The 24,867-nt window shown below is 71.2% G+C and carries 20 protein-coding genes, 1 other RNA gene and 1 pseudogene; 4 read left to right on the top strand and 18 right to left on the bottom strand.

Annotation, left to right across the window (positions count from 1 at the left end):
* From HWD99_RS11865 to ffs, 8 genes are all read right to left on the bottom strand, one after another.
* The coding region (locus tag HWD99_RS11865; RefSeq protein ID WP_241796424.1) for a DNA polymerase III subunit gamma and tau at positions 1–1,256 on the bottom strand (1,256 nt) is incomplete at its 3' end.
* Positions 1,257–1,433: 177 nt separating this feature from the next.
* Positions 1,434–3,935, bottom strand: a complete 2,502-nt coding sequence (locus tag HWD99_RS11860; RefSeq protein WP_241796423.1) for a glycoside hydrolase family 65 protein — start codon at positions 3,933–3,935, stop codon at positions 1,434–1,436.
* A complete protein-coding gene (locus HWD99_RS11855; RefSeq protein ID WP_241796422.1) occupies positions 3,932–4,714 on the bottom strand; it encodes an HAD family phosphatase in 783 nt (260 codons plus the stop codon). The genes HWD99_RS11860 and HWD99_RS11855 overlap by 4 nt, the downstream gene beginning before the upstream one ends.
* Positions 4,715–4,847: 133 nt before the next feature.
* On the bottom strand, positions 4,848–6,068 hold the full coding sequence (locus HWD99_RS11850) for an acetate/propionate family kinase (RefSeq protein WP_241796421.1): 1,221 nt from the start codon (positions 6,066–6,068) through the stop codon (positions 4,848–4,850).
* A complete protein-coding gene (gene pta, locus HWD99_RS11845; RefSeq protein ID WP_241796420.1) occupies positions 6,065–8,188 on the bottom strand; it encodes a phosphate acetyltransferase in 2,124 nt (707 codons plus the stop codon). The genes HWD99_RS11850 and pta overlap by 4 nt, the downstream gene beginning before the upstream one ends.
* Before the next feature lie 103 nt (positions 8,189–8,291).
* Entirely contained in the window at positions 8,292–8,993 is a 702-nt protein-coding gene (locus tag HWD99_RS11840; protein ID WP_241796419.1) for a hypothetical protein, read from the bottom strand.
* Positions 8,994–9,006: 13 nt separating this feature from the next.
* Positions 9,007–9,618 carry a rhomboid family intramembrane serine protease gene (locus tag HWD99_RS11835; RefSeq protein ID WP_241796418.1) on the bottom strand — a complete coding sequence of 204 codons (612 nt, stop codon included), beginning with the start codon at positions 9,616–9,618 and terminating at the stop codon, positions 9,007–9,009.
* 96 nt (positions 9,619–9,714) lie between these two features.
* Positions 9,715–9,811: signal recognition particle sRNA small type (gene ffs, locus HWD99_RS11830), an RNA gene on the bottom strand.
* A 49-nt stretch (positions 9,812–9,860) separates the two neighbouring features.
* Here ffs and HWD99_RS11825 point away from each other — a divergent pair.
* The 4 genes from HWD99_RS11825 (at position 9,861) to HWD99_RS11810 (ending at position 17,398) form a co-directional block, all read left to right on the top strand.
* Positions 9,861–12,815 carry a DEAD/DEAH box helicase family protein gene (locus HWD99_RS11825; protein ID WP_241796417.1) on the top strand — a complete coding sequence of 985 codons (2,955 nt, stop codon included), beginning with the start codon at positions 9,861–9,863 and terminating at the stop codon, positions 12,813–12,815.
* Positions 12,816–12,910: 95 nt separating this feature from the next.
* Entirely contained in the window at positions 12,911–13,900 is a 990-nt protein-coding gene (locus HWD99_RS11820; protein WP_241796416.1) for a MoxR family ATPase, read from the top strand.
* Positions 13,901–13,914: 14 nt separating this feature from the next.
* Positions 13,915–15,129: a DUF58 domain-containing protein gene (locus HWD99_RS11815; protein WP_241796415.1), complete on the top strand. Its 1,215-nt coding sequence runs from the start codon at positions 13,915–13,917 to the stop codon at positions 15,127–15,129.
* Positions 15,110–17,398 carry a DUF3488 and transglutaminase-like domain-containing protein gene (locus HWD99_RS11810; RefSeq protein ID WP_241796414.1) on the top strand — a complete coding sequence of 763 codons (2,289 nt, stop codon included), beginning with the start codon at positions 15,110–15,112 and terminating at the stop codon, positions 17,396–17,398. The genes HWD99_RS11815 and HWD99_RS11810 overlap by 20 nt, the downstream gene beginning before the upstream one ends.
* 78 nt (positions 17,399–17,476) lie before the next feature.
* Here the strand turns inward: HWD99_RS11810 and HWD99_RS11805 are convergent, their stop codons facing one another.
* The 10 genes and pseudogenes from HWD99_RS11805 to mpaC all read right to left on the bottom strand — a co-directional run.
* Entirely contained in the window at positions 17,477–18,370 is an 894-nt protein-coding gene (locus tag HWD99_RS11805; RefSeq protein ID WP_241796413.1) for a rhodanese-related sulfurtransferase, read from the bottom strand.
* 47 nt (positions 18,371–18,417) lie between these two features.
* Positions 18,418–19,152 (bottom strand): hypothetical protein, encoded by a 735-nt coding sequence (locus HWD99_RS11800; RefSeq protein ID WP_241796412.1) that lies wholly within the window; start codon positions 19,150–19,152, stop codon positions 18,418–18,420.
* Positions 19,149–19,877 (bottom strand): ABC transporter permease, encoded by a 729-nt coding sequence (locus tag HWD99_RS11795; protein WP_241796411.1) that lies wholly within the window; start codon positions 19,875–19,877, stop codon positions 19,149–19,151. Before HWD99_RS11795 ends, HWD99_RS11800 begins: the two co-directional genes overlap by 4 nt.
* A complete protein-coding gene (locus HWD99_RS11790; protein WP_241796410.1) occupies positions 19,874–20,590 on the bottom strand; it encodes an ATP-binding cassette domain-containing protein in 717 nt (238 codons plus the stop codon). Before HWD99_RS11790 ends, HWD99_RS11795 begins: the two co-directional genes overlap by 4 nt.
* A gap of 12 nt (positions 20,591–20,602) precedes the next feature.
* Positions 20,603–22,276: a daptide biosynthesis intramembrane metalloprotease gene (gene mpaP, locus HWD99_RS11785; protein ID WP_241796409.1), complete on the bottom strand. Its 1,674-nt coding sequence runs from the start codon at positions 22,274–22,276 to the stop codon at positions 20,603–20,605.
* On the bottom strand, positions 22,263–23,090 hold the full coding sequence (gene mpaM / locus HWD99_RS11780) for a daptide-type RiPP biosynthesis methyltransferase (RefSeq protein WP_241796408.1): 828 nt from the start codon (positions 23,088–23,090) through the stop codon (positions 22,263–22,265). The genes mpaP and mpaM overlap by 14 nt, the downstream gene beginning before the upstream one ends.
* A 143-nt stretch (positions 23,091–23,233) precedes the next feature.
* Positions 23,234–23,353 (bottom strand): MpaA3 family daptide-type RiPP, encoded by a 120-nt coding sequence (gene mpaA3 / locus HWD99_RS18685; RefSeq protein ID WP_308220723.1) that lies wholly within the window; start codon positions 23,351–23,353, stop codon positions 23,234–23,236.
* Positions 23,354–23,388: 35 nt separating this feature from the next.
* On the bottom strand, positions 23,389–23,469 hold the full coding sequence (gene mpaA2, locus HWD99_RS18780) for an MpaA2 family daptide-type RiPP (RefSeq protein WP_374205468.1): 81 nt from the start codon (positions 23,467–23,469) through the stop codon (positions 23,389–23,391).
* Between the two features lie 87 nt (positions 23,470–23,556).
* Positions 23,557–23,643, bottom strand: a complete 87-nt coding sequence (mpaA1, locus tag HWD99_RS18775) for an MpaA1 family daptide-type RiPP (protein ID WP_374205467.1) — start codon at positions 23,641–23,643, stop codon at positions 23,557–23,559.
* A gap of 130 nt (positions 23,644–23,773) precedes the next feature.
* Positions 23,774–24,820 (bottom strand): annotated as a pseudogene (mpaC, locus tag HWD99_RS11775) (daptide-type RiPP biosynthesis dehydogenase); the annotation flags it as partial.
* Positions 24,821–24,867: the final 47 nt, after the last annotated feature.

Raw genomic sequence — 24,867 nt, 5'->3', positions numbered from 1 at the left:
GCGGACGGGCCCGCGGTGGTCGGGGTGGCGGTCTGTGCCGGAGCAACAGCCGCCGACGCGCTCGGTCGCGACGCCGCAGACGAGGGTGCGGTGTGAGTCGTCGGGCCCGCGGCCGCAGCCGGGGCGGCATCGGCCTGCGCGCTTCCGGCGAGGACGCGGGCGACCATGAGCTCGAGGTGCAGCCGCGGAGACGTCGCACCCGACATGTCGTCGAGCGCCGCGCTGACCACGTCGGCCGTGCGCGACAGGCGCGCGGCGCCGAAGGAGTCGGCCTGCGTGCGCATGCGCGCGAGCTCGTCTTCGGCGATGCCGCGCAGCACCGATGAGGCTCCGGCGCCGACCGCTGCGATCACGATCAGATCGCGCAGGCGCTCGAGAAGGTCGTCGACGAACCGACGCGGGTCCTGCCCGGTCTGCACGACGCGGTCGATCGCGGGGAACGCGGCGGCGGCGTCGCCCGCGGCGAGCGCGTCGACGATCTCGTCGAGGAGGGCCGCATGCGTGTAGCCGAGCAGCGCGACCGCGCGCTCATAAGCCACGGTCACGGTCTCGGAACCGGCCGGGGAGTCGGATCCGGCGATGAGCTGGTCGAGCAGCGACAGGGTGTCTCGCGGCGATCCGCCACCCGCCCGGACCACGAGGGGCAGCACGCCGCGCTCGGCGACGACGCCCTCTTCGGTGCAGAGCTTCTCGACGTACTCGAGCATCGCCGCGGGCGGCACCAGCCGGAACGGATAGTGGTGTGTGCGTGAGCGGATCGTGCCGAGGACCTTCTCGGGCTCGGTCGTCGCGAAGATGAACTTCACGTGCTCCGGCGGCTCTTCGACGAGCTTCAGCAGCGCGTTGAAGCCCTGCGGCGTCACCATGTGCGCCTCGTCGAGGATGAAGATCTTGTAGCGGTCGCGGCTGGGCGCGAAGGTCGCGCGCTCGCGCAGGTCACGGGCGTCGTCGACGCCGTTGTGGCTCGCGGCGTCGATCTCGACGACGTCGAGCGATCCCCCGCCGGCGCGCGACAGCTCGACGCAGCTCGGGCACGTGCCGCACGGCACGTCGGTCGGTCCTTCGGCGCAGTTCAGGCATCGCGCCAGGATGCGCGCCGAGGTCGTCTTGCCGCAGCCGCGGGGTCCGGAGAAGAGGTACGCGTGGCCGACCCGGTCGCCGCGGAGCGCGGTCATGAGAGGGTCGGTCACCTGGGACTGCCCGATCATCTCGCCGAACGACTCGGGGCGGTAGCGGCGGTAGAGGGCTGTGGTCACCACTCCAGCCTACGGCGTGCCGCCGACATCGAGGCAGGCCGAGCGCACAGCATCCGCCCTCCGATCCTGTGGGGTCGCCGACGACCGCGTGCACGCCGAGACACCCCTCTGCCGCGCGTGCGCCCGAGGGGCGTCAGCAGGCAGAGGGGCGGCGGCGCACCGGCGTGCGCGCGGGACTCAGTCGGTCGACTCGATCACCGGGATCGCGGTCGTGATGACGGGCACCGACGCCGACAGACGCGTGCCGTCCTCACGGAGCGCATCGGCGAACTGCCGCAGCGTGGGGCGTCCCGGCAGGATCGGCCCCTGGTCGGCCAGCGGAACCACGACGTCCTCGCCGACCGCCGCGATGTAGGCGACGTCGCGCACCGTGAACGGCACCGGCTCCCCCGTGCTCACGTGCACCCGCAGCTCATTCGCGGTGATCGTCACCTGCAGCGCCGACCCCTGCCACTGCAGCGGGTACGACAGCGACGGCCAGTCCGCCGGCAGACGCGGGTCGAAGCTCAGCTCGCCCGCGTAGTCGCGCATGCCGCCGAAGCCGCACACGAGAGCCGTCCACACTCCGCCGGCCGAGGCCACGTGCACGCCGTCGGCCGCATTGTGGTGCAGATCGTGCAGGTCGACGAACAGCGACTGCCGGAAGTACTGCAGCGCGAGGTCCTGGTAGCCGACCTCGGCGGCCAGGATCGACTGCACGACGGCCGACAGCGTCGAGTCGCCCGTGGTGAGCGGGTCGTAGTAGTCGAAATCGGCCTTCTTCTCCTCGGGCGTGAAGTGGTTGCCCTGCAGGAACAGCGCGAGCACGACATCCGCCTGCTTGAGCACCTGGAACCGATAGATCACCAGCGGGTGGAAGTGCAGCAGCAGCGGGCGCTGCTCCTTGGGCGTGTGCGCGAGGTCCCAGACCTCGCGCTCGAGGAACAGCGAGTCCTGCGGGTGGATGCCGAGGCTCTCGCTGAACGGGATGAACATCGCGTCGGCCGCACGCTCCCAGCCCTCGGCCTCACCCTCGGCGAGTCCGGTGCGCTCGACGACCCTCGCGAACTCCTCGCCGTTCGCCTCGCGCGCCTCGCGCACGACCCTCGCCGCATAGCGGAGGTTGTAGCGCGCCATGACGTTCGTGTACAGGTTGTCGTTGACGACCGTCGTGTACTCGTCCGGCCCCGTGACCCCGTGGATGTGGAAGGTCTCGACGCCGTCGTCGTTCGTGTCGGCGACCAGGCGCGAGGTGCGCCAGAAGCCCAGCGTCGCCCACAGTCGCGCCGTCTCGATCGCGATGTCGATGCCCTCGCGCCGCAGGAAGTCGTCGTCTCCCGTCGCACGCACGTACTTGCCGAGGGCGAAGCTCACGTCGGCGTTGATGTGGTACTGCGCGGTGCCGGCGGCGTAGTAGGCCGAGGCCTCCTCGCCGTTGATCGTGCGCCAGGGGAACAGTGCGCCGGCCTCGTTGAGCTGCGCCGCCCGGCGACGGGCGGCCGGGAGCATCAGCACACGCGCACGCAGCGCGTTGCGCGCCCACTGCGGCGACGTGTAGGTCAGGAACGGGAGCACGTAGATCTCGGTGTCCCAGAAGTAGTGGCCGCTGTAGCCCGACCCCGAGACGCCCTTCGCGGGCACACCCGTCCCGTCGGCGCGAGCCGATGCCTGGGCCAGCTGCAGAAGGCACCAGCGCGTCGCCTGCTGGATGTCGTCGTGCCCGCCGATCTGCACATCGCTGCGCTCCCAGAACGCGGCGAGCCAGGCGGCCTGCCGCTCGAACTGGGCGTCGACGCCCTCGACCCGCACCCGGTCGAGCGAGCGACGGCACCGGTCGACGAGCTCACGCGGGGGCACGCCGCGCGAGGTGTGGTAGCTGACGAGCTTGGTCACCGTGATCGGCACACCCGCCTTGGCCTGCACGCGGAAGACGTTCTTCGAGATGTCCTCCTCGATGAGCGTGCGCGAGGTGTAGTCGTTCTCGGTCTCGATCACGTGGTCGGCCACCACCGCGACCGTCATTCCGGATGCGGCCACCGAGTACGACAGCGCGGAGCGGAGTCCGTCCTGCCAGTGCTCGGCCGGCTCGAGCACGCGCTCGGCGATCTTCTCGGCCTTGCGCGGGTCGAAGCCGCTCTTCGCCTCGGCGGGGGTGCCCGCATAGACGCCGGCACCGTCCTGGCGGTTGATCATCTGACAGCTGACGGTCACCGGGGCGTCGGCGTTCTCGACGACGACCTCGAGGCGCAGCACGGCCAGGTGCCGCTCTTCGAAGCTGACGATGCGCTCGTCGCGCATGCGCACGCGCTTGCCGGACGGGGTCTCCCACACGACGATGCGCTCGAGCACGCCCGTGCGCATGTCGAGCGTGCGCCGGTACTCGCGCACGTCGGCCTCGTCGAACGAGATCGGCTCGTCGTCGACGTACACGCGCATGACCTTGGCGTCGGGAGCGTTGACGATCGTCTGCCCGACCTCCGCGAAGCCGTACGCCTGCTCGGCGTGACGGATCGGCCAGGTCTCGTGCAGCCCGTTGATGAACGTGCCGTGCTCGTGCGCCCCGCGCCCCTCGATGTGGTTGCCGCGCAGACCGAGGTAGCCGTTGCCGACGCTGAAGAGCGTCTCCCCCACCCCGTTCTCGGAGTAGCGCGTCTCGATGAGACGCCAGGGGTCCACGGGGAAGCGGTCGCGGTCGATCATGCGGTCTCCTCGGAGTCGGGTCGGGTCTGCGCGTCGGCGGGCGCGTCGGAGTCGGAGAGGAAGGCGTCGAGATCGTCCACGACGACGGTCGCGCCCGCGGCGCGCAGCGCATCGGCGCCGGTGCCGCGGTCGACGCCGACGACGGTCGCGAATCCCGCGGCCGCGGCGGAGGCCGCGCCGGAGGTCGCGTCTTCGACCGCGACGCTGGTGGCGGGGTCGACGCCCAGCGCGACGGCGCCCGCGGCGAACATGTCGGCGGCGGGCTTGGAGGCGAGTCCGTCACGTTCGGCGACGACGCCGTCGACCACGATGCGGAAGAAGGAGCGGATGCCGGCGGCTCCGAGCACCTCTTCAGCGTTCTTCGAGCTCGAGACCACGCCGAGCGGGATGCCGGCGGCGGAGAGCTTCTCGACGAGCGCGAGGGAACCGGGGTAGGGCGCGATGCCCTCGGCACGCAGCGAGGTCGCGAACGCGTCGTTCTTGCGGTTGCCGATGCCGCAGATCGTCTCCGCCTCGGGCGGATCGTCGACCGCTCCCCAGGGCACCTCGACGTTGCGGCTGTGCAGCAGGCTCGCGACGCCGTCGTAGCGCTTCTTGCCGTCGACGTAGTCGAAGTAGTCGGCGTCGGTGTACGGCGGCTCGATGCCCCAGCGGGCGAACACGTCGTCGAACACGACCTTCCAGGCGCGCATGTGCACCTCGGCCGTGGGCGTGAGCACGCCGTCGAGGTCGAACAGGACACCGTCGGCGCGGAGCAGATCGGGCAGTGCTTCGGGCACAGGAGCCTCCAGGAGAAGGACGAGGGGTTCCGGCACCTCTCCGTGCCACTGTGCAAGCGTAGTTGCGGCGAGGCATCGGCGGTAACCCCCGAACGGGATTCCGGTGGCCGGACGGACGATCGGTCTATGCCGCTCAGAGCATCCGCGCGGTCTGGCGGGCGATCTCGAGCTCCTCGTTCGTGGGGACCACGAGGACCGTCACGGGCGAGGCGTCGGTCGAGATGCGGCGGATGCCGCGCTCCCGCGCCGCATTGCGGCCGAGATCCATCTCGACGCCCGCGAACCCGAGCGTCGCCATGGCCTCGGCGCGCACGGGAGCGGCGTTCTCGCCGACTCCCGCGGTGAACGAGATGACGTCGACCCCGCCGAGCTGGGCGATGTACGAGCCCGCGTAGGCGCGCAGCCGGTGGATGTACACGTCGAACGCCAGCGTGGCCGCCTCGTCGCCCGCCTCCCGTCCGGCGAGGATGTCGCGCATGTCGCTGCGTCCCGCGAGACCCTGGAGACCGCTGCGGGAGTTCAGCAGCGCGTCGAGGTCGTCGATCGAGTACCCGGCGCGGCGCGACAGGTGCACGAGCGCCGCGGGATCGAGGTCGCCCGAGCGCGTCCCCATGACGAGCCCCTCGAGCGGCGTGAGGCCCATCGACGTCTCGACGGAGCGGCCCCCGTCGATCGCGGTGACCGAGGCGCCGTTGCCGAGATGGAACACGAGCTGGCGGAGCGTGCCGAGGTCGCGCCCGAGGAACGCGGCCGCCGACTCGCTCACGAACTGGTGGCTGGTGCCGTGGAAGCCGTAGCGGCGCACGCGGTGGCGCGCTGCGAGCTCGGCGTCGATCGCATAGGTGTAGGCCGCGGGCGGCAGCGTCTGATGGAACGCCGTGTCGAACACCGCGACGTGCGGGACGTCGGCGAACACGGCCTTCGCGGCGAGGATCCCGGCGAGGTTCGCGGGGTTGTGCAGCGGGGCGAGCACCGCGAGCTCCTCGATCTGCTCCTCGACGTTGCGCGTCACGAGGGTCGGCGCGTAGAAGCGCGCTCCGCCGTGGACGACGCGGTGCCCGACCGCGGCCGGGGCGTGCTCGACGAGGGACGGGCCGTGCGCCTCGAACTGCTCGAGCATGACCGAGAAGGCCGCCGCGTGATCGGCGACCGCGCGCTCCTCTTCGTACGACGCGTCGAGCATGGCGACGACGGCATCCGCTGTCGTGTCGGGCCGCACGGTGTGGGTGATCGCACCGGCATCCTGCCCGATGCGCTCGATCAGGCCGCTCGCCAGCTCGTTCTCGTTCTCGATGTCGAGCAGGCTGTACTTCAGCGAGGACGACCCGCTGTTGATGACGAGGATCGCGGTCACGATGCCGTCCCTTCGGCCTGGGCCTGGATCGCGGTGATCGCGACGGTGTTGACGATGTCGTCGACCAGCGCGCCGCGCGACAGGTCGTTGATGGGCTTGTTGAGCCCCTGCAGCACGGGCCCGATCGCGACGGCGCCCGCAGAGCGCTGCACCGCCTTGTAGGTGTTGTTGCCCGTGTTGAGATCGGGGAAGACGAAGACCGTCGCACGTCCCGCGACCGCGGAATCCGGCAGCTTCGCCTTGGCGACCGCGGCATCCGCCGCGGCGTCGTACTGGATGGGCCCCTCGACGAGCAGCTCGGGAGCCCGCTCGTGCACGAGCGCCGTCGCGGCGCGCACCTTGTCGACGTCGGCGCCCGAACCCGACTCCCCCGTGGAGTACGACAGCATCGCGATGCGCGGCTCGATGCCGAACTGTCGGGCGGTCGCCGCCGACGAGATCGCGATGTCGGCCAGCTGCTCGCTGGTCGGATCGGGGATCACCGCGCAGTCGCCGTAGACGAGCACCCGGTCGGCGAGCGCCATGAGGAACACGCTCGAGACCACGTTCACGCCCGGCTTCGTCTTGATGATCTCGAAGGAGGGACGGATGGTGTGCGCCGTGGTGTGCGCGGCTCCCGACACCATCCCGTCGGCGAGACCCAGGTGCACCATCATGGTGCCGAAGTACGACACGTCGGTCACGGTGTCGGCGGCCTGCGCGACCGTGATCCCCTTGTGCGCGCGCAGCCGGGCGTACTCGGTCGCGAAGCGCTCGACCATCTCGGGGTCGGTGGGGCTGATCACCTGGGCGGCGGTGATGTCGACACCGAGCTCGACGGCGCGGGCGCGCACGGCGGCTTCGTCGCCGAGGATCGTGAGGTCGGCGACCTCGCGAGCCAGCAGGGTCGCGGCGGCGCGCAGGATGCGGTCGTCGTCGCCCTCGGGAAGCACGATGCGCCGGCGGTCGGCGCGCGCCCGCTCGATCAGGCCGTACTCGAACATCAGCGGAGTGACCACGCGCGATTCCGCGAGGCCGAGCTGGGTGGTGAGCTCGGCGATGTCGACGTGCGTCTGGAACAGGCCGAGGGCGCGGTCGTAGCGCGTGCGCGACTCGGGCGAGATGCGCCCCCGCGCGCCCATGACCCGCACGGCGGTGTCATAGGTGCCGAGGTCGGTCGCGATGATGGGCACGGTCGAGGGGAACCCGTCGAGCAGCTGCACGATGGGCTCGGGCAGCGGGAACGGCCCGTTGAGGATGATGCCCGCGACCCGCGGGAAGGTGCCGGAGGCGTCGGCGAGCAGCGTGGCGAGCAGCACCTCGGTGCGGTCGGCGGGGATCACCACGACCGCCTCCTCGGTGAGGCGCGGAAGCACGTTGACCATCGACATGCCGGCCACGACGATCGTGAGAGCCTCGCGCGCGAGCCGGTCGGGGTCGCCCTTGATCAGGCGCCCCTCGACCGCCGAGAGGATGCCGCGGATCGACGGCGCGACGAGGGTGCGGTCCTCGGGGATCGCCCACACGGGGGTGCTGCGCGCGGGACGCACCGCCGCGACCGCCGCCTCGATGTCGGCGAGCGCGTCGGGGTCGGCGCGGTTGACGACGACCGCGAACAGCTCGGCCCGCTCGGCCTCGAGCTCCGCCAGCGCCAGAGCGCCGATCTGCCCGACGGCCGCTGCCGTGCGCGCGGTCGTCGTGCCGAGCTGCTCGGCCTGACGCTGCTGGTCGCGACCGCTGAGCACCAGCAGGACCGGCGCCGCCAGGTTCGCGGCGATGCGGGCGTTGTAGCCGAGCTCGGCGGGACTGGCGACGTCGGTGTAGTCGCTGCCGATGATCACGACGGCATCGCACTGGGCCTCGACGGCCTTGAACCGGGCGACGATGGTCGACAGCGCCCGGTCGGGGTCGTCGCGCACGTCGTCGTAGGTGACGCCGATGCAGTCCTCGTAGTCGAGCTGCACGCCGTCGTGCGCGAGCAGGAGCTCGAGCACCTCGTCTCGCTCGGTCACGGAGCGCGCGATCGGGCGGAACACGCCGACCCGCGGGGTGACCCGCATCAACGCATCCAGGACGCCGAGGGCGATCGTGGATTTTCCGGTATGGCCTTCGGCCGAGGTGATGTAGATGCTCTGCGCCACGCCCCCAGCTTAGGTGCACCTCACCATGGATTCGCTGGGTCTCCGACCGTGAGAATCACGGCTCCGCGACGACGGCTCTCCGGTCGTCAGCCCGCGACGACGATCAGCACGCGGCCGACAGCGCGTCGACGACGGTGGTCGCGTCGGCGCCGTAGCGCGAGTAGTACATCGGGTCGAGATTGATCTGCACCCGGTGGATCGCCAGTGACGGCTCGAGCGCGTGCCAGTCGGGCACCCGCGCGAGCCGCTCGTAGAAGAGGGTCGCGGCGGTCGCCGGATCCATCCGCTGCTCGGCGCTGCCCCACCACTCCTGCTGCTGGAACAGTCCGATGCTCGTGGTGCGGCTGCCGTCGGGGTTCGTGAACCCGCTGGTCTCCCAGTCGCCGTAGTCGATGTTACGCAGGCTGCTCTCGCCCATCGCCGTCATCACCCCGAGGATCTGGCCGTCGCGCCCGAACCCCAGAGCGGATGCCGTCTGCATGATCGTCGCGGCGTTCTCGAGCTGCTCGCCCTCCCAGCCCGCGATGCCGGCCTGCGGGAAGGTCGTCGGGTCGCTGAGGCAGATCGCCACGGGCTTCTCGTGCGCGAGGCTCAACGGGATCGCCACGGCGGCGGCTCCGGCGACCACGAGCACCACCGCGGCGGAGATCGCCAGCCGGCGCAGCATCCGCCGACGCTGCAGGCGCTGCTGCGCCCGGCGACGCGGCGACACCCGTCGGCGTGCTCCCGCACGCGGACGTCGGCGCGCGGACGACCGCGATCGCGACGGCGCGCGCTTCTTCGTGGTGCCGGCTCTCGGACTCACGGCGATGCCGTCGTCATGCGCGGCGACCCCGACCGCGGCCGACGAACGCCGCGAGACCGCCGCCGATCGCGCCGAACAGGTGCGCCTGCCAGGAGATGCCGTCGCGCACGCCCACGACACCCGCGATCATCGAACCGCCGTAGAGACCGATCACGAGGAGCGCGATCACCGCGTAGAGGATGCGGTGCGAGACGCGTCCGGGGGCGAAGACCCGCATCACGGTGTAGCCGAAGTATCCGAAGACGAGGCCCGATGCTCCCACGGTGAGCGCGCCGGGAGCATTGACGATCCACGTGCCGACGCCGCCGATCACCGCCGCGAAGGCGGTCACCGCCCAGAACCTGCGTGCGCCCTCGACCGCCACGAGGCAGCCGAGCACGAGGAACGGCACGGAGTTGGCGATCAGATGCGCCCAGCTCGCGTGCAGCAGCGGAGCGAGGACGATGCCGGGAAGCCCGGAGAGATCCCAGGAGCGGAGGCCGAAACCCGTGAAGGACACCGGGAGGATCGCATCCACGAGCTGCACCAGCCACATGGCGGCGAGCAGGAGGACCGGCGAGGCGAAGCGTCCGAGGGCACTCGCACGCGGGGATCCGGCGGTGCTGGTCATGTCGGGCCTGGTCACATCACGATCCTGGCAGGGCTGACCCGGAGGACGCTGACAACCCGGCGACGGACTCGGGGCCGCGGGGGCTGAGCGCCCCGGACACGGCCGGAAAAAGAAAGTGACTCTCCGCGCACCCAGCAGAGCCCGGTTACCCTTGCTGCGTTTCCGCCCTGGGGGAATTGGCCTGGATGCCGCCACGCGGAGAGCCGAGAACAGTCTAGCCGATCTCCGCACCCGCTCTTTGACAGACTGGGCAGGTCATGGACTCCGCCACCGCCGCTCCCCTGTCGACCTGGCGTTTCTCCGGCACGCTGCGCACCTACCAGGCCGAGGTGCTCGAGCGACTCGCCCCCGGAGCCGCCGGCCCGCTGCACATCGTCGCCCCGCCGGGTTCGGGCAAGACCCTGCTCGGCCTGCTCCTGGCGGCCCGCGAGGGCCACCGTGCACTCGTGCTGTCGCCGACCGTGACGATCCGTCAGCAGTGGCTGCGCACGGCTGCGGACCTGGCCCCCGAGCAGGCATCCGTCTCCGACGACCCCGAGCGGCTCGGCGATCTCACGGTCCTCACGTATCAGCTGCTCAGCGTGACCGGCGACGGGTCGCCCTTCGACGAACTCGCACGGTCGCTGTGGATCGACGAGCTCGTGGCGAGCGGCCGCGCCGAGGCCGACGCCGCGACCTGGCTCGCCGAGCTCGCGGTGGACAATGCCGGCCGGTATCGATCCGGCCTTCGACGCCGCGCACGGCGTCTGCGCTCGCAGTTCGCGCGGCGGCGGCCGGATGAGCTCGCCCGTGTGCTGCATCCGAACGCCGTCGCGCTCATCGACCGGATCGTCGCGGCCGGAGTGCGCACGGTCGTGCTCGACGAGTGCCACCACCTGCTCGACCACTGGGCGATCGTGGTCGCCTACCTGGCGGGACGCATCCGCGAGACCGGCGTCGACCCCCTGCTGATCGGACTGACCGCGACGCTGCCCTCGCCCGATGACGAGACCGAGTTCGAGAACTACAGCCAGCTTCTCGGCGAGGTCGATTACGAGGTGCCGACGCCGGCCGTGGTGAAGGAAGGCCACCTCGCGCCGTACCGCGACCATGTGCTGTTCACCGAGCCCACGCCCGCCGAGGCCGCGTTCATCCGACGGCACGAGAGCCTGCTGCACGATCTCATCACGCAGGTGCTCTCGACGCCCGATGCCGTGTCGCACCTCGAAGCGCAGCTGCAGCCGGCCGACGCCGAGGCTCCCGGCGGCGAGGGCGACGATGGGGATGCCGGCGGTGACGGGGACGGCGATGACGACGAGACCCGACGGGCCCGACTCGACCGGGCGTTCTCGGCGGACTTCGCCCTCACGCGGGCCAGCGCCGTCGTGCTCCGGCAGATCGCGCCGCAGCATCCGCTCGTCGCCGCGATCCCCGCGGTGCTGCTCGACCGCTGCACGACCGACGATCTGCTCACCGTGCTCGCACGCTTCGCGCACACCCGTCTGCTCGCCGATCCCGCAGCCGCGCGGCAGTGGGAGTACGTCCGCCGCTCTCTCGCCGACTTCGGCTACGCGCTCACCGACCGCGGCATCCGTCGCGGGCGCGATCCGGTCGAGACCACGCTGGCGTTCTCGGCGTCCAAAGACCATGCGGCGGTCGAGATCCTCCACCGCGAGCTCTCCGGAGCCGACGGCGAGCGCATCCGCGCCGTCGTGGTGACCGACTTCGTCGAGCACGGCAACACCCGAGGTCTCGCCGGCGACGCTCCCGCCGGCGCGCTGCGGACGTTCGATCGGCTCGCCGCCGACCCGGTCATCGCGCGTCTGCATCCGGTGCTGCTCACCGCCCGGCATCTGCGCGTGCGTGCCGAGGATGCCGCTCGTCTCGCGGAGTCGCTCTCGGAGATCCTCGGCGCACCGGTCGAGCCGCTCGACGGCGTCGGCCCCGTGCGCGATCTGCAGGCGCGCGGCGTCGGCAGCGGGCGCGTGGTGAGCGCGGTGTCCGAGCTGATCCGTCGAGGCGACGTGCGTCTGCTCGTGGGCACGCGCGGTCTTCTCGGCGAGGGGTGGGACTGCCCCGCCGTGAACACCCTCATCGACCTCACGACCGTGGCCACCGCCTCGGGCACGCAGCAGCTGCGCGGACGCACGCTGAGACTCGACCCCGCCTGGTCGGAGAAGGTCGCCCACAACTGGTCGGTCGTGTGCCTGATCCCCTCGGACGTCGGCCTCGACGACGGCTCCGAGTCCGCGCGGCTGCGTCGCCGGCACTCGCATCTGTGGGGGCTGAGCGCCGACGGCGACGGACGGATCGTGAGCGGAGTGGCCCATGCCCTCCCCACCGCGGGCATCGAGGCCTGGGAGCGCGTGCTCGACAAGGATGCGTCGACGTCTGTGGCCGATCTCGACGCGCTCCTGCGCCGGCAGTCGCCGACGCGCAGCGAGACCCGGCGGCAGTGGCGCATCGGCGACCCGTACGAGGCGCGCGAACGCGAGGTCGTCTCCGTGCGCCGCACCGCGCGCGCTCTGCTGCTGCGCACCGGCCGGACGGCGAGCGCAGGAGCCGTCGGCGCCTTCGTGCTCGGCGCCGCGGGCGCGGCGGCGATCGTGGGGATCCTGGCGATCCTGGGACTCGGCGCGCCAGGGCCTGTGGCCGTCGGGGTCGCGGCGGGAGGGGGCCTGCTCGCGGCCGCGGCGTGGGGCCTGCGGATGCTCGGCCGCGCGCTGCGTGATCGGTCACGGCCCGCCGAGGTCTACCGGTCCGCGGCGACGGCCGTCGCCCGCGCCCTTCGCGATGCGGGGCGCATCGGCCCCGTCGACGAGACGGCGATCGTCGCTCGGCCCGACGGCGCCGATCCGACGCGCATCCGCATCGAGCTGGGCGCCTCGGCGGACGATGCCCGCGTCATCGCGGCTGCCGTGGAGGAGCTCTTCGCGCCCGTGCGCACACCGCGCTTCCTGCTGCGCGTCGACGCCGCGGGCCTGCCGCGGCTGCGCGTCGTCGAGCGCCTGGCCGATCGCCTCTCCCCCGGCCGCACACTGCTCGCCGTGCCTCGGCTGATCGCCCGCCGTCGCGGCGACGCCGAGCGATTCCGAGAGCACTGGCAGGAGCTCATCGGCAGCTGCTCTCTGCATGAACTGACGGGGATGCAGGGTCTGGCGCTACTGCGCGTCGCCCGCAGCGCGGACGGCCGTCTCGACAGCGCAGAACCACGGGGACGGGTCTGGGGCTGAGGCTGCCGTGGGTTCCTCCGGTTGTCACCCCATCCGCAGGGAGCGGCGATACGATCGGTTCACGCGCACCGCAGCGCCCACGTGAGAGGGAACGCATGCCAGAGAATCCGCCCCTGATCCCGACCGTCGTCGGCGCCGACCAGTTCGCCGCGCAGACCTCGGCCATCATCGACTCGATCGGACGGGTGATCGACGGCAAGCCGGATGCCGTGCGGAGCGCGATCGTGTGCCTTCTCGCCGAGGGGCACCTGCTCATCGAGGACGTGCCGGGTGTGGGCAAGACCATGCTCGCCCGAGCACTGGCCGCGAGCATCGACGCGACGGTGCGCCGCATCCAGTTCACCCCCGACCTTCTTCCCGGCGACGTCACCGGCGTGAGCGTGTACAACCCGGTCGACCGCGAGTTCGAGTTCAAGCGCGGCGCGGTGTTCGCGCACATCGTGATCGCCGACGAGATCAACCGCTCGTCCCCCAAGACGCAGTCCGCGCTGCTCGAGGCGATGGAGGAGGGACAGGTCACGGTCGACGGATCGACTCACATGCTCCCCGACCCCTTCCTCGTCGTGGCGACCCAGAACCCGCTCGAGATGGAGGGCACCTACGCCCTGCCCGAGGCGCAGCGCGACCGCTTCATGATGCGCATCTCGATGGGCTATCCGGATGCCGCGGCCGAAGCCGAGATGCTGCGACAGCGCGACACGGTCAACCCGCTGGCATCCGTGCGAGCCGTCGCCGATGCGGCATCCGTCTCGGGTCTGATCGCCTGGGCGCGATCGGTGCACGTGGCACCCGCGATCGAGGAGTACACGGTCGCGCTCGCGCAGGCGACCCGCACCGACCCGAACCTGCACCTCGGCGCGAGCCCGCGGGCGACCCTGCAGCTGATCCGCGCGGCGAAGGTGTGGGCGGCGCTCGACGGCCGCGACTTCGTGATCCCGGATGACGTCACCGCCCTGCTGATCCCCGTGCTCGCCCACCGGCTGCTCCCCGCGCGCGGCGCCCACCGCGCCGGCGCCCAGCCCGTCGAGTCGGCGCTGCGTCAGATCGCCGAGCGGGTGCGCGTGCCTGTGGCCGTGCGCTCCTGATCCCCCTCTCCGTCATGCGTCGCCGTCGCACTCTCACCCTCCGGGGCACGGGTGCGCTTCTCGCCGGGCTCGGCTGCGTGATCGCGGCGAACCTCCTCGGCGCGGCCATCCTGCTGTACGTCGGTGTCCTGCTGCTGGCGCTCACCGTGCTGTCGATCCTCGTCGTGGTCCTGCCCCGCCGCTCGGGCACGGTCGCACGCCAGATCTCGACCGATCTGCTCACCGTGTCGGAGACCTCCCGCGTCACGCTGCGATTCTCGCTGCGCGCTCTGCGGATGCCGCGCGGCCTGTGGCGTGATGTGCTGCCCGACGCCGTGACCGGCGACGCCGCCGGCGAGTACCCCTCCGAGACCGGACGGCTGAGCTATCTCCTCACCGGTGTGCGCCGCGGCGTCTGGCCCGTCGGCCCCCTGGTGCTGCGCACGGTCGACCCGTTCGGGCTGGCGCAGCGCGAACAGGAGTTCGGTGAGACGCGCACGGTGACCGTGGTGCCCGAGGTGTTCACCCTCGCGCCGCTGACGGTGCGCGTCGGGGCCGCCGGGGGCACCGCGCAGACGTCGTCGAGCAGACTCGGACAGGGCAGCGACAACCTCTCGCCGCGGCGCTACATCTCGGGCGACTCCATGCGACGCATCCACTGGCGAGCCACCGCTCATCGCGGGCAGCTGATGGTGAGGCAGGAAGAGGAGGAGTCGAGCCCCGACGCCCTCGTGGTGCTCGATCGCAGCGCCGCGCGCTGGAGCGACACCGGGACCGAGGTCGACCTCGCGTTCGAGACCGCCGTGTCGCTGTGCGCCTCGGCCGCCGTGCACCTGATGCAGGAAGGCTACGGGGTGGACGTGATCGACAGCGCCGGCGTGCTGCTCGGGACCCTCCGCGGGCACGAGGACGATCGTGACGGGCTGCTCGTCGCCCTCGCACTGGTGAGCCCGCGGGGCGACTCCCGCGATCTCGCCGCCCTGGTCGGGGGCACGCCTCCCGGCCCGCTCGTCTACATCACCGGCGAGATCGACGAAGAGGATGCCGCGCTGCTGCGACCGTCCGGTGCGGCCGCGCCGATGCTGTTCGCGACCGCACCCCAGCGCGGTGCCGAGGCGGCCGCGACGCAGCTCGGGTGGCGATTCGCGGTACTGGGCGACGACATCGCCGAGGCATGGGAAGACGTGCTGCCCGAGCGGCAGACCATGTCGACGGCGGATCGTCGGGGGGATGCCGATGTTCAAGGCTGAGGCCACGACACCGCCGACCGCACCCGCATGGCATCGCGAGCACGACCTGCCCCCGAGCGTGATCGTGCCCTCGGTGCTCGCGGCGGCGGCGGCGCTCGTCGCGATGTGGCCGTACACGTCAGTGATCGCACCCGGCGCCTGGTCGGCCACCGTGCTGCTGATGATCGTCGTCACGGCGCTGACCGGCATGATCATGCGCACCCTGCTGCGGCGCCGTCGGGCGTGGCAGCGTGACCTGGCGACGATGGCGGTGCAGGTCGTCGTGGCGTGCGGCACCCTGACCCTGCTCGTCGCCGGGGGCACCGCTCTGTTCGGCGTGATCCCGACCGAGAGGACGCTCGTCGTCTTCCAGGGACTCGCCGTCTCGGCGTGGGACGAGGTCGTGCACGGCGTCGCCCCTCTCGAGGCGTCGCCGGGGCTCGCGGCCGTGATGGGCCTGGGTTTCGCGTTCGTCGCGATCGTGCTCGATGCCCTGGTCGCGCAGCGCGGCGCGGTCGTCGCCTCGCTGCTCACGGCCGCCGTCGGTGCGACGCCGATGATCGCCACCCTCGGAGACGCGAACATCGTGTGGTTCGTGGTGCTCGGGGTGCTGATCCTCCTGCTGCTGCGATACACGAGCGTGCAGCATCCCGAGTCGCCCCGGCGCACGTCGACCGCGCTGGCCGCCGGCGTCGGTGTCGCCGCCCTCGCCTCGACGATCGTGATCGCCCCGGCGCTGCCGCTCGGCGCCGGCGTCGCCGGCACGGGAGTGGGCGTCACCGTCGATGCGTCGCTGCGTCTCGGCGACGACCTGCGACAGCCGAACCCCGTCGAGGTGCTCACGCTCGCCACCACTGCCGACACCGCCCCCTATCTGCGCCTCACCACGCTGTCGCAGTTCGACGGCCGAGTCTGGGAGCCCGATCGCGGTGACCTGCAGGCGCAGAGCGAGGGTTTCGGCCCCGACGAGTGGAGCCCCGACATCGCGACGAAGGAGCAGAACACCTCGATCCGCGTCATCCGGATGTCGAGTTCGTGGCTGCCTGTGCCCTACCCCGCGACGAGCATCCAGGGGGTGCCCTCGACCTGGCGGGTGAGCCCCGAGAACCGCACCCTCGCCTCCCGCACCGCCGATGCCGTCGGCAACGACTACACGGTGCGGTCGACCCGCGTCATCCCGACGCTCGAGCAGATCAGGGCCATCCCGGCCGCCGAGCCGGATGTCGACCCCGATGCCGAGCCGGTCGAGCTGCCCGAGGTGATCGCCGCGACCGCGCAGGAGGTGACAGCCGGGGAGACCAACGACTACGACCGTCTGATCGCCCTGCAGTCGTGGTTCCGCGGCCAGTTCAGCTATTCGCTCGAGACGCCCGTCGACGAGGGCTTCGACGGGACGGGCGCCGACGCGGTCGCGCGGTTCCTCGAGGTGCGCTCGGGCTACTGCATCCACTTCGCCGGGGCGTTCGCACTGATGGCCGAGAGCCTCGGGATGGACGTGCGCATCGTGGTCGGGTACCTGCCGGGCGCCCTCACCGACACGAGGCGCGGAGACGAGGCCGTGTACTCGGTCTCCAGCGATCAGCTGCACTCCTGGCCCGAGGTCCTCTTCCCGGGCGTCGGCTGGGTGCCCTTCGAGCCGACGGCGTCGCTCGGCGTGCCGACGGCCTTCGCGGCGGGCGCCACCACCGGGGGTGGGGGCACCGGAACGACCGCGCCCGCTCCGACGAGCGCGCCGAGCACCGAGCAGACCACCGCTCCCGAGATCGACCGCGGCGACGCCGGCGACAACGCCGGCACGACCGGCGAGCTGCGTCGGCTCGATCCGACTCCGGTCGTGCTCGTCACGCTCGGCGTGCTCGTGGTGCTGTTCCTGCCCGCCGTGATCCGCCTTTCGATCGGCGCGGTGCGCCGCGGGCGCGCGCGGGACGGTGATGCGGCGTCGGCGTGGACCGAGCTGCGAGCGACCATGCTCGATCTCGGCGTCGCGCTCTCGGACGCCGAGAGCCCACGCATGCGCGGAGACGATCTCGTGCGCGACAACGGGGTGGACGCCGCGGCGATGCGCGCCCTGACGGATGCCGTCGAGCGCGCCAGCTACGCACGCCCCCACCCCGACTCCACCCGCGCTGATTCGGCCCGCCCTGAGGCGGCGGTCGACCTGGACGCGCCGTTGCGCACGGTGCTCCGCCAGCTCAGACGCAGTGTCGACACGCGGACGCGGGTGCTCGCGTTCCTCGTGCCGCGATCGCTGTTCGTGGCGCGGCGCTCCGACGGGGTCTTGGCGGCCTGACCTGGCCCTGATCCCTGGCCTTCGACCCCTGAGTCCTGTCCTTCGGCCCCTGAGTCCTGGCCCTGATCTCTGCGCGGGTCAGGCGGCGGCGTGTGCGTCGCAGCGCACCTGGTCGCACGACTCACAGACCACGAACTGCGTGCGGCACGACGGGTCGGGGCAGTTCGCCGTGCGCTTGGTCGCGGTGCCGCATCCGACGCATTCGCCGATGACGGCGGCGTGGTCGGAGAAGTCGACCGATCCGCGCTTGTCGAACACGTAGAGCGACCCTTCCCACAGGCCGTCGTCGCCATACTGCTCGCCGTAGCGGACGATGCCGCCCTCGAGCTGGTAGACCTCGCCGAAGCCCCGCGACGTCATGAGGCTCGAGAGCACCTCGCAGCGGATGCCGCCGGTGCAGTACGTGACCACGGGTTTGCCCTTGAGATCGTCGTAGGCGCCGGAGTCGAGCAACTGCACGAAGTCGCGCGTGGTCTCGGTGTCGGGGACCACGGCTCCTCGGAATCGCCCGATCTCGGCCTCGAGCGCGTTGCGCCCGTCGAAGAACACGACCTCGTCGCCCCGCTCGTCGATCAGCTCGTGCAGCGCCTCGGGTGTCAGGCGGGTGCCTCCGCCGACCACGCCGTGCTCGTCGACGCGCAGCTCGCCCGGAGCTCCGAACGACACGATCTCGTCGCGCACCTTGACGCTGAGTTTGGGGAAGTCGGTGCTGCGACCGTCGGCATCGACCCCGGTCCCCTCGCTCCACTTGATGTCCGCATCGGCGAACGGCGCGTACGAACGGAAGGAGCGCGCCCACTTCTTCAGAACAGGCAGGTCCCCGCCGATGGTGCCGTTGACGCCGTCCTTCGAGATGATCAGTCGCCCGCGGAGCCCGAGCGCCTCGCCGAGATCCCGCTGCCACACCCTGATCGCCTCAGGGTCGGCGAGCGGGGTGAACACGTAGAAGAGGACGATCTTGGGGGTTGCCACCCAGCGATTTTACGTGCTCAGGCTGCGGCTCGGTCCGCCCTCCGCTGCTACGTCACGTCTCTGCTCAGGAACGAGACCCCGCCGGAGGCGACCGCCACGAACACCCACCCTGCCGTCACCAGCACGGCGGTCGTGTGGTCGAGAGCGCCCGCCGACCGGATGCCCAGGGCCGTGACGTCGAAATGGAAGGCCTCGAGGATCGCGAGGAGGGGCAGGTAGACGGCGCCGTCCGCCCAGAGCATCGCGACCAGGAGGGCGACTCCCATCGACATCGGCACGACGAAGAGCGCGAGCAGATGAGCCTGCACCACCATCCCGAGGCCCATCCCCCAGAGACCCGCCACAGCGCCGATCACGAGGGTGCGCCCGACGGATGCCCCCTCCACCGGGATCCCTCCCATCGTCACGGCCAGGGCGGTGTGGCCGCCGACGACGGCGGCGAGCGCGACGAGGGCTCCGCCGAGGACCGACGTGGGCACCCTGACGAGCAGAGTCGCCCGCCGCGACTGCAGCATCAGGCGCTGGGCGATGACTCCGTCGCGACGGTCGACGGTGTACCGGAAGGAGCCGTACACCGCCGCGAGCACGGCTCCGTATGTCGCGAGCACGGCGCTGAAGGGCGTCGTGAGCGTCTCGCGCACGCCGGCCGGCGCGTCCGCGAACTCCGGCGGGATGCTCGTCGCCAGAGAGAGGGACATGACGAGGGCCGCGGCCGCCACTCCGACGAGGACGATGTCGCCACCGAGGCTGCGCGCCTGAGCGCGAAGGGCGCGGCCGATCACGAGCCCCTCCGTCGTTCTCGCGCCCAGGCGACCGCCAGCAGACCGACGACCCAGACGAGGGCGACGCCGAGGGCGGGCACGACGTCGAGCAGCCGGTCCTCGTAGCCGGGAACGCTCAGCGCGGCCAACGCCAATCCGGGCGAGAACCTCGCCATCTCGGGCGCCGTGCGCAGCAAGGCAAGCTCCACGGCCATCGGATAGACGAGGACGAGCGCCGCGGTCGTGTAGTAGTTGCGGGTGATCCAGCCGACGGCTCCTCCGATGAGCGCACCGAGGACCGTGCCGGCCACGGCACCGGCGTAGATGCGCCACGCGTCCGGGGTGAGAGTGAGGCCCAGCCCGGCATCCGCCAGGAGGAGGGAGGCACCCGCGGTCCAGAACACGAAGATGCACAGCCAGAGCCCGAGCGACACGAGCACTCCGGAGACGAGCTTCGCCGAGAACGCGCGCCCAAGGCCGACCCCCGTCAGCGTTCGATCCATCGAGGCGTAGTAGCACTCGCGAGTGACGCCGTAGGCCCCGACGAAGGCGGCGGAGATGCCGCACCAGGCGAGCGGTTCGAGCAGGCGGACGGTGGCGGCGCCCGCATCGAGGGCGCCGACGTCGAATCGTGAGCCGTCGGAGACCAGCACAAAGACGGGCATGAGGATCGCGACGAGGTACACCGCCACCAGGGAGAGCCCGCTCACGGAGCGCAGCAGTTCGCTTCGCACGGCGTACATCATGCGGAGGCCCCCTCGACGAGATCGAAGTACTTGCTCTCGAGAGAGTCGACCTCACTCGTGACGAGGTCGCCGAGCCGCCCCGCGAACAGCGCCCGCTGCTTGATGACGACCACCTCGTCGACCACCTGCTCGAGCTCGGAGAGCTGATGGCTGGCGATCAGAACGGTGCCTCCGGTCTCGGCGTATCCGCGGAGGAACCTGCGCAGCCACCGGATGCCGTCGGGATCCAGCCCGTTCGCCGGCTCGTCCAGGATGAGCGTCCGCGGAGAGCCGATCAGCGCGGCGGCCAGGCCGAGCCGCTGGGCCATCCCCGTCGAGAAGGTCCGCACACGGCGTCGGGCGTCAGCGGCGAGACCCACCTCGTCGAGCACCTCGTCGACGCGGCCGCGTGGCGCGCCCGCGGCGAGGCGGCAGATCTCCAGGTGCCGCCGCGCCGTGATGCCTCCCTCGAAGCCGAAGCCGTCCATGTGCACGCCGACGTGCGACGCCGGCTCGTGGAGCGCAGCGAACGGCGAGCCGTCGATCAGGCTGTCGCCGCTCGTCGGCGCGAGCAGACCGACGATCATGCGCAGCGTCGTCGACTTGCCTGCTCCGTTCGGCCCCAGAAGCCCGACGATCGATCCGCGTGGCACCGCGAACGTCAGATCGTCGACGGCGATCCGGCGTCCGTATCTCTTCGTGAGGCCCCTGACCTCGATTGCATGCGCGTTCATCTTCATCCCTCTCTACTTCTCGTCCTGTCGTCCCGAGAGCGGCAGCACCACACCGGTCGTCCAGAGCGTCTGCCACAGGTTTCTCGTGCCGAACTCGACTCTCGCCTGCCCCGTCGGCGGCAGCTCCGCGCTCGGTCCGAGCAGGTCCACCCGCGCGACGATGGTCGCGGAGATCGTCACGCCGTCGGCTTTCACGGGGAACAGGGCGTCGACCGGAACCGTCGTCGGCTCCGCTCGCTGCGGCTGGACGGTACCCTCGCCGACCTGGCCGTTCGCGAGGATCCCGTTGCTCAGCAGCACCACCGGGGCGCCCTCGGGCACCGTGCGATCGACCTCGCCACCTCCGCGCACGAGGAGGACGCGGTCGCCGTCCACGACGAAGCCGTACGTCGCCGCGACCGGCATGGGGATGACCGATCCTGCGAGCACGACCCCCGCGACCAGAGCGATCCCGACGGAGACGAAACGGACGCGCGATACCCCCGACCGGAGCACGCGATGCAGCGCCCCGGCCACGAGGGCGACGCCGACGAGGGCGACGGCGGCCTCGAGCGCGACGACGAGCAGACCGAGAACCGGTCCGCCCCCGGCGAGCGCTCGCGCGATGCGGGCGACCGCGAAGAGCACGAGCACGACGGGGGTGAGAAGGCTCGCCAGACCGAACGGCACACTCCACCAGGTGGTGAGCGCCGGTCTGGTCGGCGGTCCCCCGAACAGGAGACGGGTCACGAAGTCCGCACCGTCGCGGATGGTGCGGCCGCGGAGATTGGGCTCGTCGAGAGCGCTCATGAGAGCGATGTACCCGTCGAACCGCACGAACGGGATCAGGTTGAGCACGACGATCGCGGCGCAGGAGAGCGCCAGCAGCAGCAGGGTCTCGCGGAGCGGCGGATGGCGCAGCACCAGCGCGGCGAGCAGCGCGAGGGCGGCGACGACCGCGTGCACGGCGGGGCCGGCCAGCGCGACCGCGACGCGGTGCCGTCGGTCGGGCAGGCGCCAGCCGTCCGTCACGTCCACGAAGAAGGCCGGGGTGAGGTAGAAGAGCATGACGCCCGCTCGGCGAGGCCTGCCACCGAACCTCGTGAGCGTGAGTCCGTGGGCGCCCTCGTGCAGCAGGGTGATGAGCGAGAGCACCACCACGAGGACCACGAGGCCGGACAGCGACATCGGCGCGATGAGCACGTCGTGCAGCTCGTGCCGCTGGAGGAGCGCGGCGAGAGCACCGAGCACGAGAACGACGACCAGGGCCACCATGACCGTACGGCGTGAGAGCGAGACGATCAGACGATCCAGCCGACGGAACAGGGCGGGCGCACGCAGCGTCGCGATCTGCACCGTGAACGGGGGACGGTAGCTCAGGCGACCGGGAGGGCGCGTCGTCTGCCCCTCGAAGAGACCACTGGCACGGAATCGCTCGATCAGAGGGAGGAAGCTCTCCCAGGGTTCGGACGCGGCGAAGCGCCCGTGCAACTCGCGGAGGGCCGTCTCGCCGTCCATCGCTCGGAGCAGGGCGACGACCGCGCGTGAGACCCTCGACGACGGCACGCCGTGGAGCACCGCGATCCAGACGGCGTCATCAGCCGTGGGCTCGAACGCGACGCCGGTCGCGAGACGAGGACGGGTGTCCGGCGTGAGAGGGGTGAGCGCACGGGAGCGGCGACCGCGGGAGAGGCTAGTCGGAGGCATGATCCTCCCCTCCGCTGTGGGCGCCCGCCCACGTCGTCGTCAGCAGCAGGATGTCGTCACCGCGATGGGTGCGCACGGGCTCCACGTCGGGTTCGGCGAAACCGGCGCCGGTCAGCTCTCGCGCGAGGACCTCGGCGCTGAGCACTCGTAGACGGCTCGTGAGCACGGTCACCTCGCCGCCGTCGGCGAGATCCGAACTGCGCGCCCAGTTGACCAGCCGTGCCGCACCGTCCTCCTCCATCTGCTGCGAGAAGAGATAGGGCTCGTCGCCGTCGGGCCCCGGCACTCTGATCTCGAGCTCTCGCGACACGGCGAGTTCCGCCGCGGCGGCACCGCCGGCGACGGTGAGGGCGAAGACGCCGCCGTCGGCGAGGTGACGCCGCACGTTCGCGTAGAGAAGCGAGCGCCCCGCCCGATCGAGCACGGTGATCGACGTCGCGCCGATGATCACCAACCCGTAGCGGTGCGCCAGCGAGAAGTCCCGCATGTCGGCGACGATGCACTCCACCGACGGGTGCTCGGGCAGCGCACGTCGGAGGTGGGAGAGCATGTCGTCGGACAGATCGATCGCGGTCACCCTGTTCCCCGATCGCACCAAAGGGATCGTCACTCTGCCGCTCCCCGCGGCGAGATCGAGGATCGGCCCCTCGGTGCGCCGGGCGAGCGCCAGCACTTCGCGGATCTCGGCGCGGTCGGGGCCGACCAGACGCTCGTAGAACTCCGTGCCGGCGCCTTCATACAGGTCGTGCACGCGGGGAACCGCACCCGACGCCTCGAGTCTCGCCCGCATGGCGGCGGTGAGAGAGCCTGACATCCGCACACCGTTTGACATCCGCACACCGACTGACATCCGCACCTCGCCTTTCATCGTGCGCACCGCCTTTCATCGAGAGAGGACTCGGGATCGAGTCGAGAGGGATGGGGTGCGGGCGTGTGAGGGCCGCCCGCACCCCTCGGTCAGGTCGCGATCGCCGCCGCGCCACCGATGATGGCGATGATGTAACTCGCGTGCTCCCACCACTCGAGCGGCGCGTCGATGTGTTCGAGTTCGAGGAACTCGAGCGACTCTGCGTGCATGTCCTACCTCCTCAGTTCATCTGCGAGCACTGTGCTCAGGTCAGGGCGAGAATCCCGATGATCACGCCTACGGCAAAGCCGCGAACGTAGTCGTCCGTGTCATTCAGCGCTTCCATGGCCTCGAGTTCGACGAACTCGAGCGTCGGCTGTGTTGCTTGCATCTCCACCTCCTCTCGGTGCGATCTGCTCGTCGTCGGTCGCGGTCAGGTCGCCGCGGCCGCGCCGATGCCGATGAGCACGAGTGCGCTGATCGCGCCCCGGTAGAAGCTGTCCCAGCTGGGCGCATCCATCTGGTCCAGTTCCTCGAACCGGATCTGCATGTCGGTGCTGCTCTTCATCTCTTTCACCTCCTCCGCATCGATCGTCGGATGTCGGCACGGAGGGGCCGACCGGCTGAGTGCTCCACTGGGAATCGCGGAGCAGGTCACGGAAGTCGTCGGCGACGAGCCCGGGAAGCATCGGGTACCGATCCCCCCAGGACTCCTCGGTGGCGGCGGCGATGCGATCGATGTCACCAGCGGTCGGCCGCGGCGGGAGCGGTATCTCCCAGCGTTCGAGAAGCGCGGAGATGCCGGCGGCCGGATCGAGCGGCAGCGCCACCCCGGGCGCGACACCCGACCAGAACTCGTCGAGGCTCGTCCGGTCACCCCAGCGGAGATCGCCCGCGGAGATGCGACGCCAGACCGCGGCGACGACAGCCGCCGTCGCGACGATCTTGCGGCTCTGCAGCACGAAGGAGACCTCGTTCGCGACATACCAGTGGCGGGCGCTGTAGGGGTCTCGGCCCCGCAGCGCCGCGCTGCGCTGCGTCGCTGCGCTCAGACGCGCGAGACGCAGTCGCGACCCCGCAGAGGTCGTGTCGCGTGTGGCCGTCTCGAGCAGCGCCTTCCCCAGGGCGACGGCGTCGCTGTGCTCCCTGGCGCCTCTCTGCGGACTCGTCGATGCCCCCGCCAGTCGCAGAAATGCCTCCATCGCCCCTTCCCTGACCGTCGCGGGAGCGAGGGTCATCAGGTTGCCGGGATCGATGATGGCGTGGCGCGGTCGCAGAGCGCGCCCGACGATGAGACGGTAGCCGCTCCCGTTCTTGAGGATGCCGACGCTGTTGGTCTCGGACGAGGTGCCGAGCGTCGTCGGAACCGCCACGACATCGACGGGTGACGGACCGTCGGGCAGGAAGGTCAACGCCGACCTCGTCGCGCGTCCGACGGCGAAGTCCAGCACCCGACCGGGGGCGAGCGCGAGCGCGGCGATCTTGCTCGCGTCGAGAACGGTCCCGCCTCCGACGGCGACGATCACCGTCGGTCGTCGCCGGGCGATCTCCCCGGCGAGCGAGACGACCGTCGACACGTCCGTCGAACGAGCATCCACGCGTATCGTCCTGCCCGATCTCCCGGTGATGACGGGGACGTCCGTCTCCGAGTCCGCGATCACCAGAGCGTCACGCCCCGCGGTGAGTCGCGTCGTCATCGCACGCGTGAGCCCGATCCCGTGCCAGAGCGTCGGGACCCGGCCCG

This window comes from Microbacterium sp. C5A9, assembly GCF_022627955.1.
Classification (GTDB): Bacteria; Actinomycetota; Actinomycetes; order Actinomycetales; family Microbacteriaceae; genus Microbacterium.
Note: the sequence above shows the minus strand (reverse complement) of the source record. Positions and strands in the feature narration are given on the sequence as shown.

Coding starts and splice junctions, on each gene's coding strand:
- HWD99_RS11860 (WP_241796423.1), bottom strand. CDS start 3,935: ATGATCGACCGCGACCGCTTCCCCGTGGACCCCTGGCGTCTCATCGAG.
- HWD99_RS11825 (WP_241796417.1), top strand. CDS start 9,861: ATGGACTCCGCCACCGCCGCTCCCCTGTCGACCTGGCGTTTCTCCGGC.
- HWD99_RS11820 (WP_241796416.1), top strand. CDS start 12,911: ATGCCAGAGAATCCGCCCCTGATCCCGACCGTCGTCGGCGCCGACCAG.
- HWD99_RS11815 (WP_241796415.1), top strand. CDS start 13,915: ATGCGTCGCCGTCGCACTCTCACCCTCCGGGGCACGGGTGCGCTTCTC.
- HWD99_RS11810 (WP_241796414.1), top strand. CDS start 15,110: ATGCCGATGTTCAAGGCTGAGGCCACGACACCGCCGACCGCACCCGCA.
- HWD99_RS11795 (WP_241796411.1), bottom strand. CDS start 19,877: ATGATGTACGCCGTGCGAAGCGAACTGCTGCGCTCCGTGAGCGGGCTC.
- HWD99_RS11790 (WP_241796410.1), bottom strand. CDS start 20,590: ATGAACGCGCATGCAATCGAGGTCAGGGGCCTCACGAAGAGATACGGA.
- mpaP (WP_241796409.1), bottom strand. CDS start 22,276: ATGCCTCCGACTAGCCTCTCCCGCGGTCGCCGCTCCCGTGCGCTCACC.
- mpaM (WP_241796408.1), bottom strand. CDS start 23,090: ATGTCAGGCTCTCTCACCGCCGCCATGCGGGCGAGACTCGAGGCGTCG.
- mpaA3 (WP_308220723.1), bottom strand. CDS start 23,353: ATGCACGCAGAGTCGCTCGAGTTCCTCGAACTCGAACACATCGACGCG.
- mpaA2 (WP_374205468.1), bottom strand. CDS start 23,469: ATGGAAGCGCTGAATGACACGGACGACTACGTTCGCGGCTTTGCCGTA.
- mpaA1 (WP_374205467.1), bottom strand. CDS start 23,643: ATGGATGCGCCCAGCTGGGACAGCTTCTACCGGGGCGCGATCAGCGCA.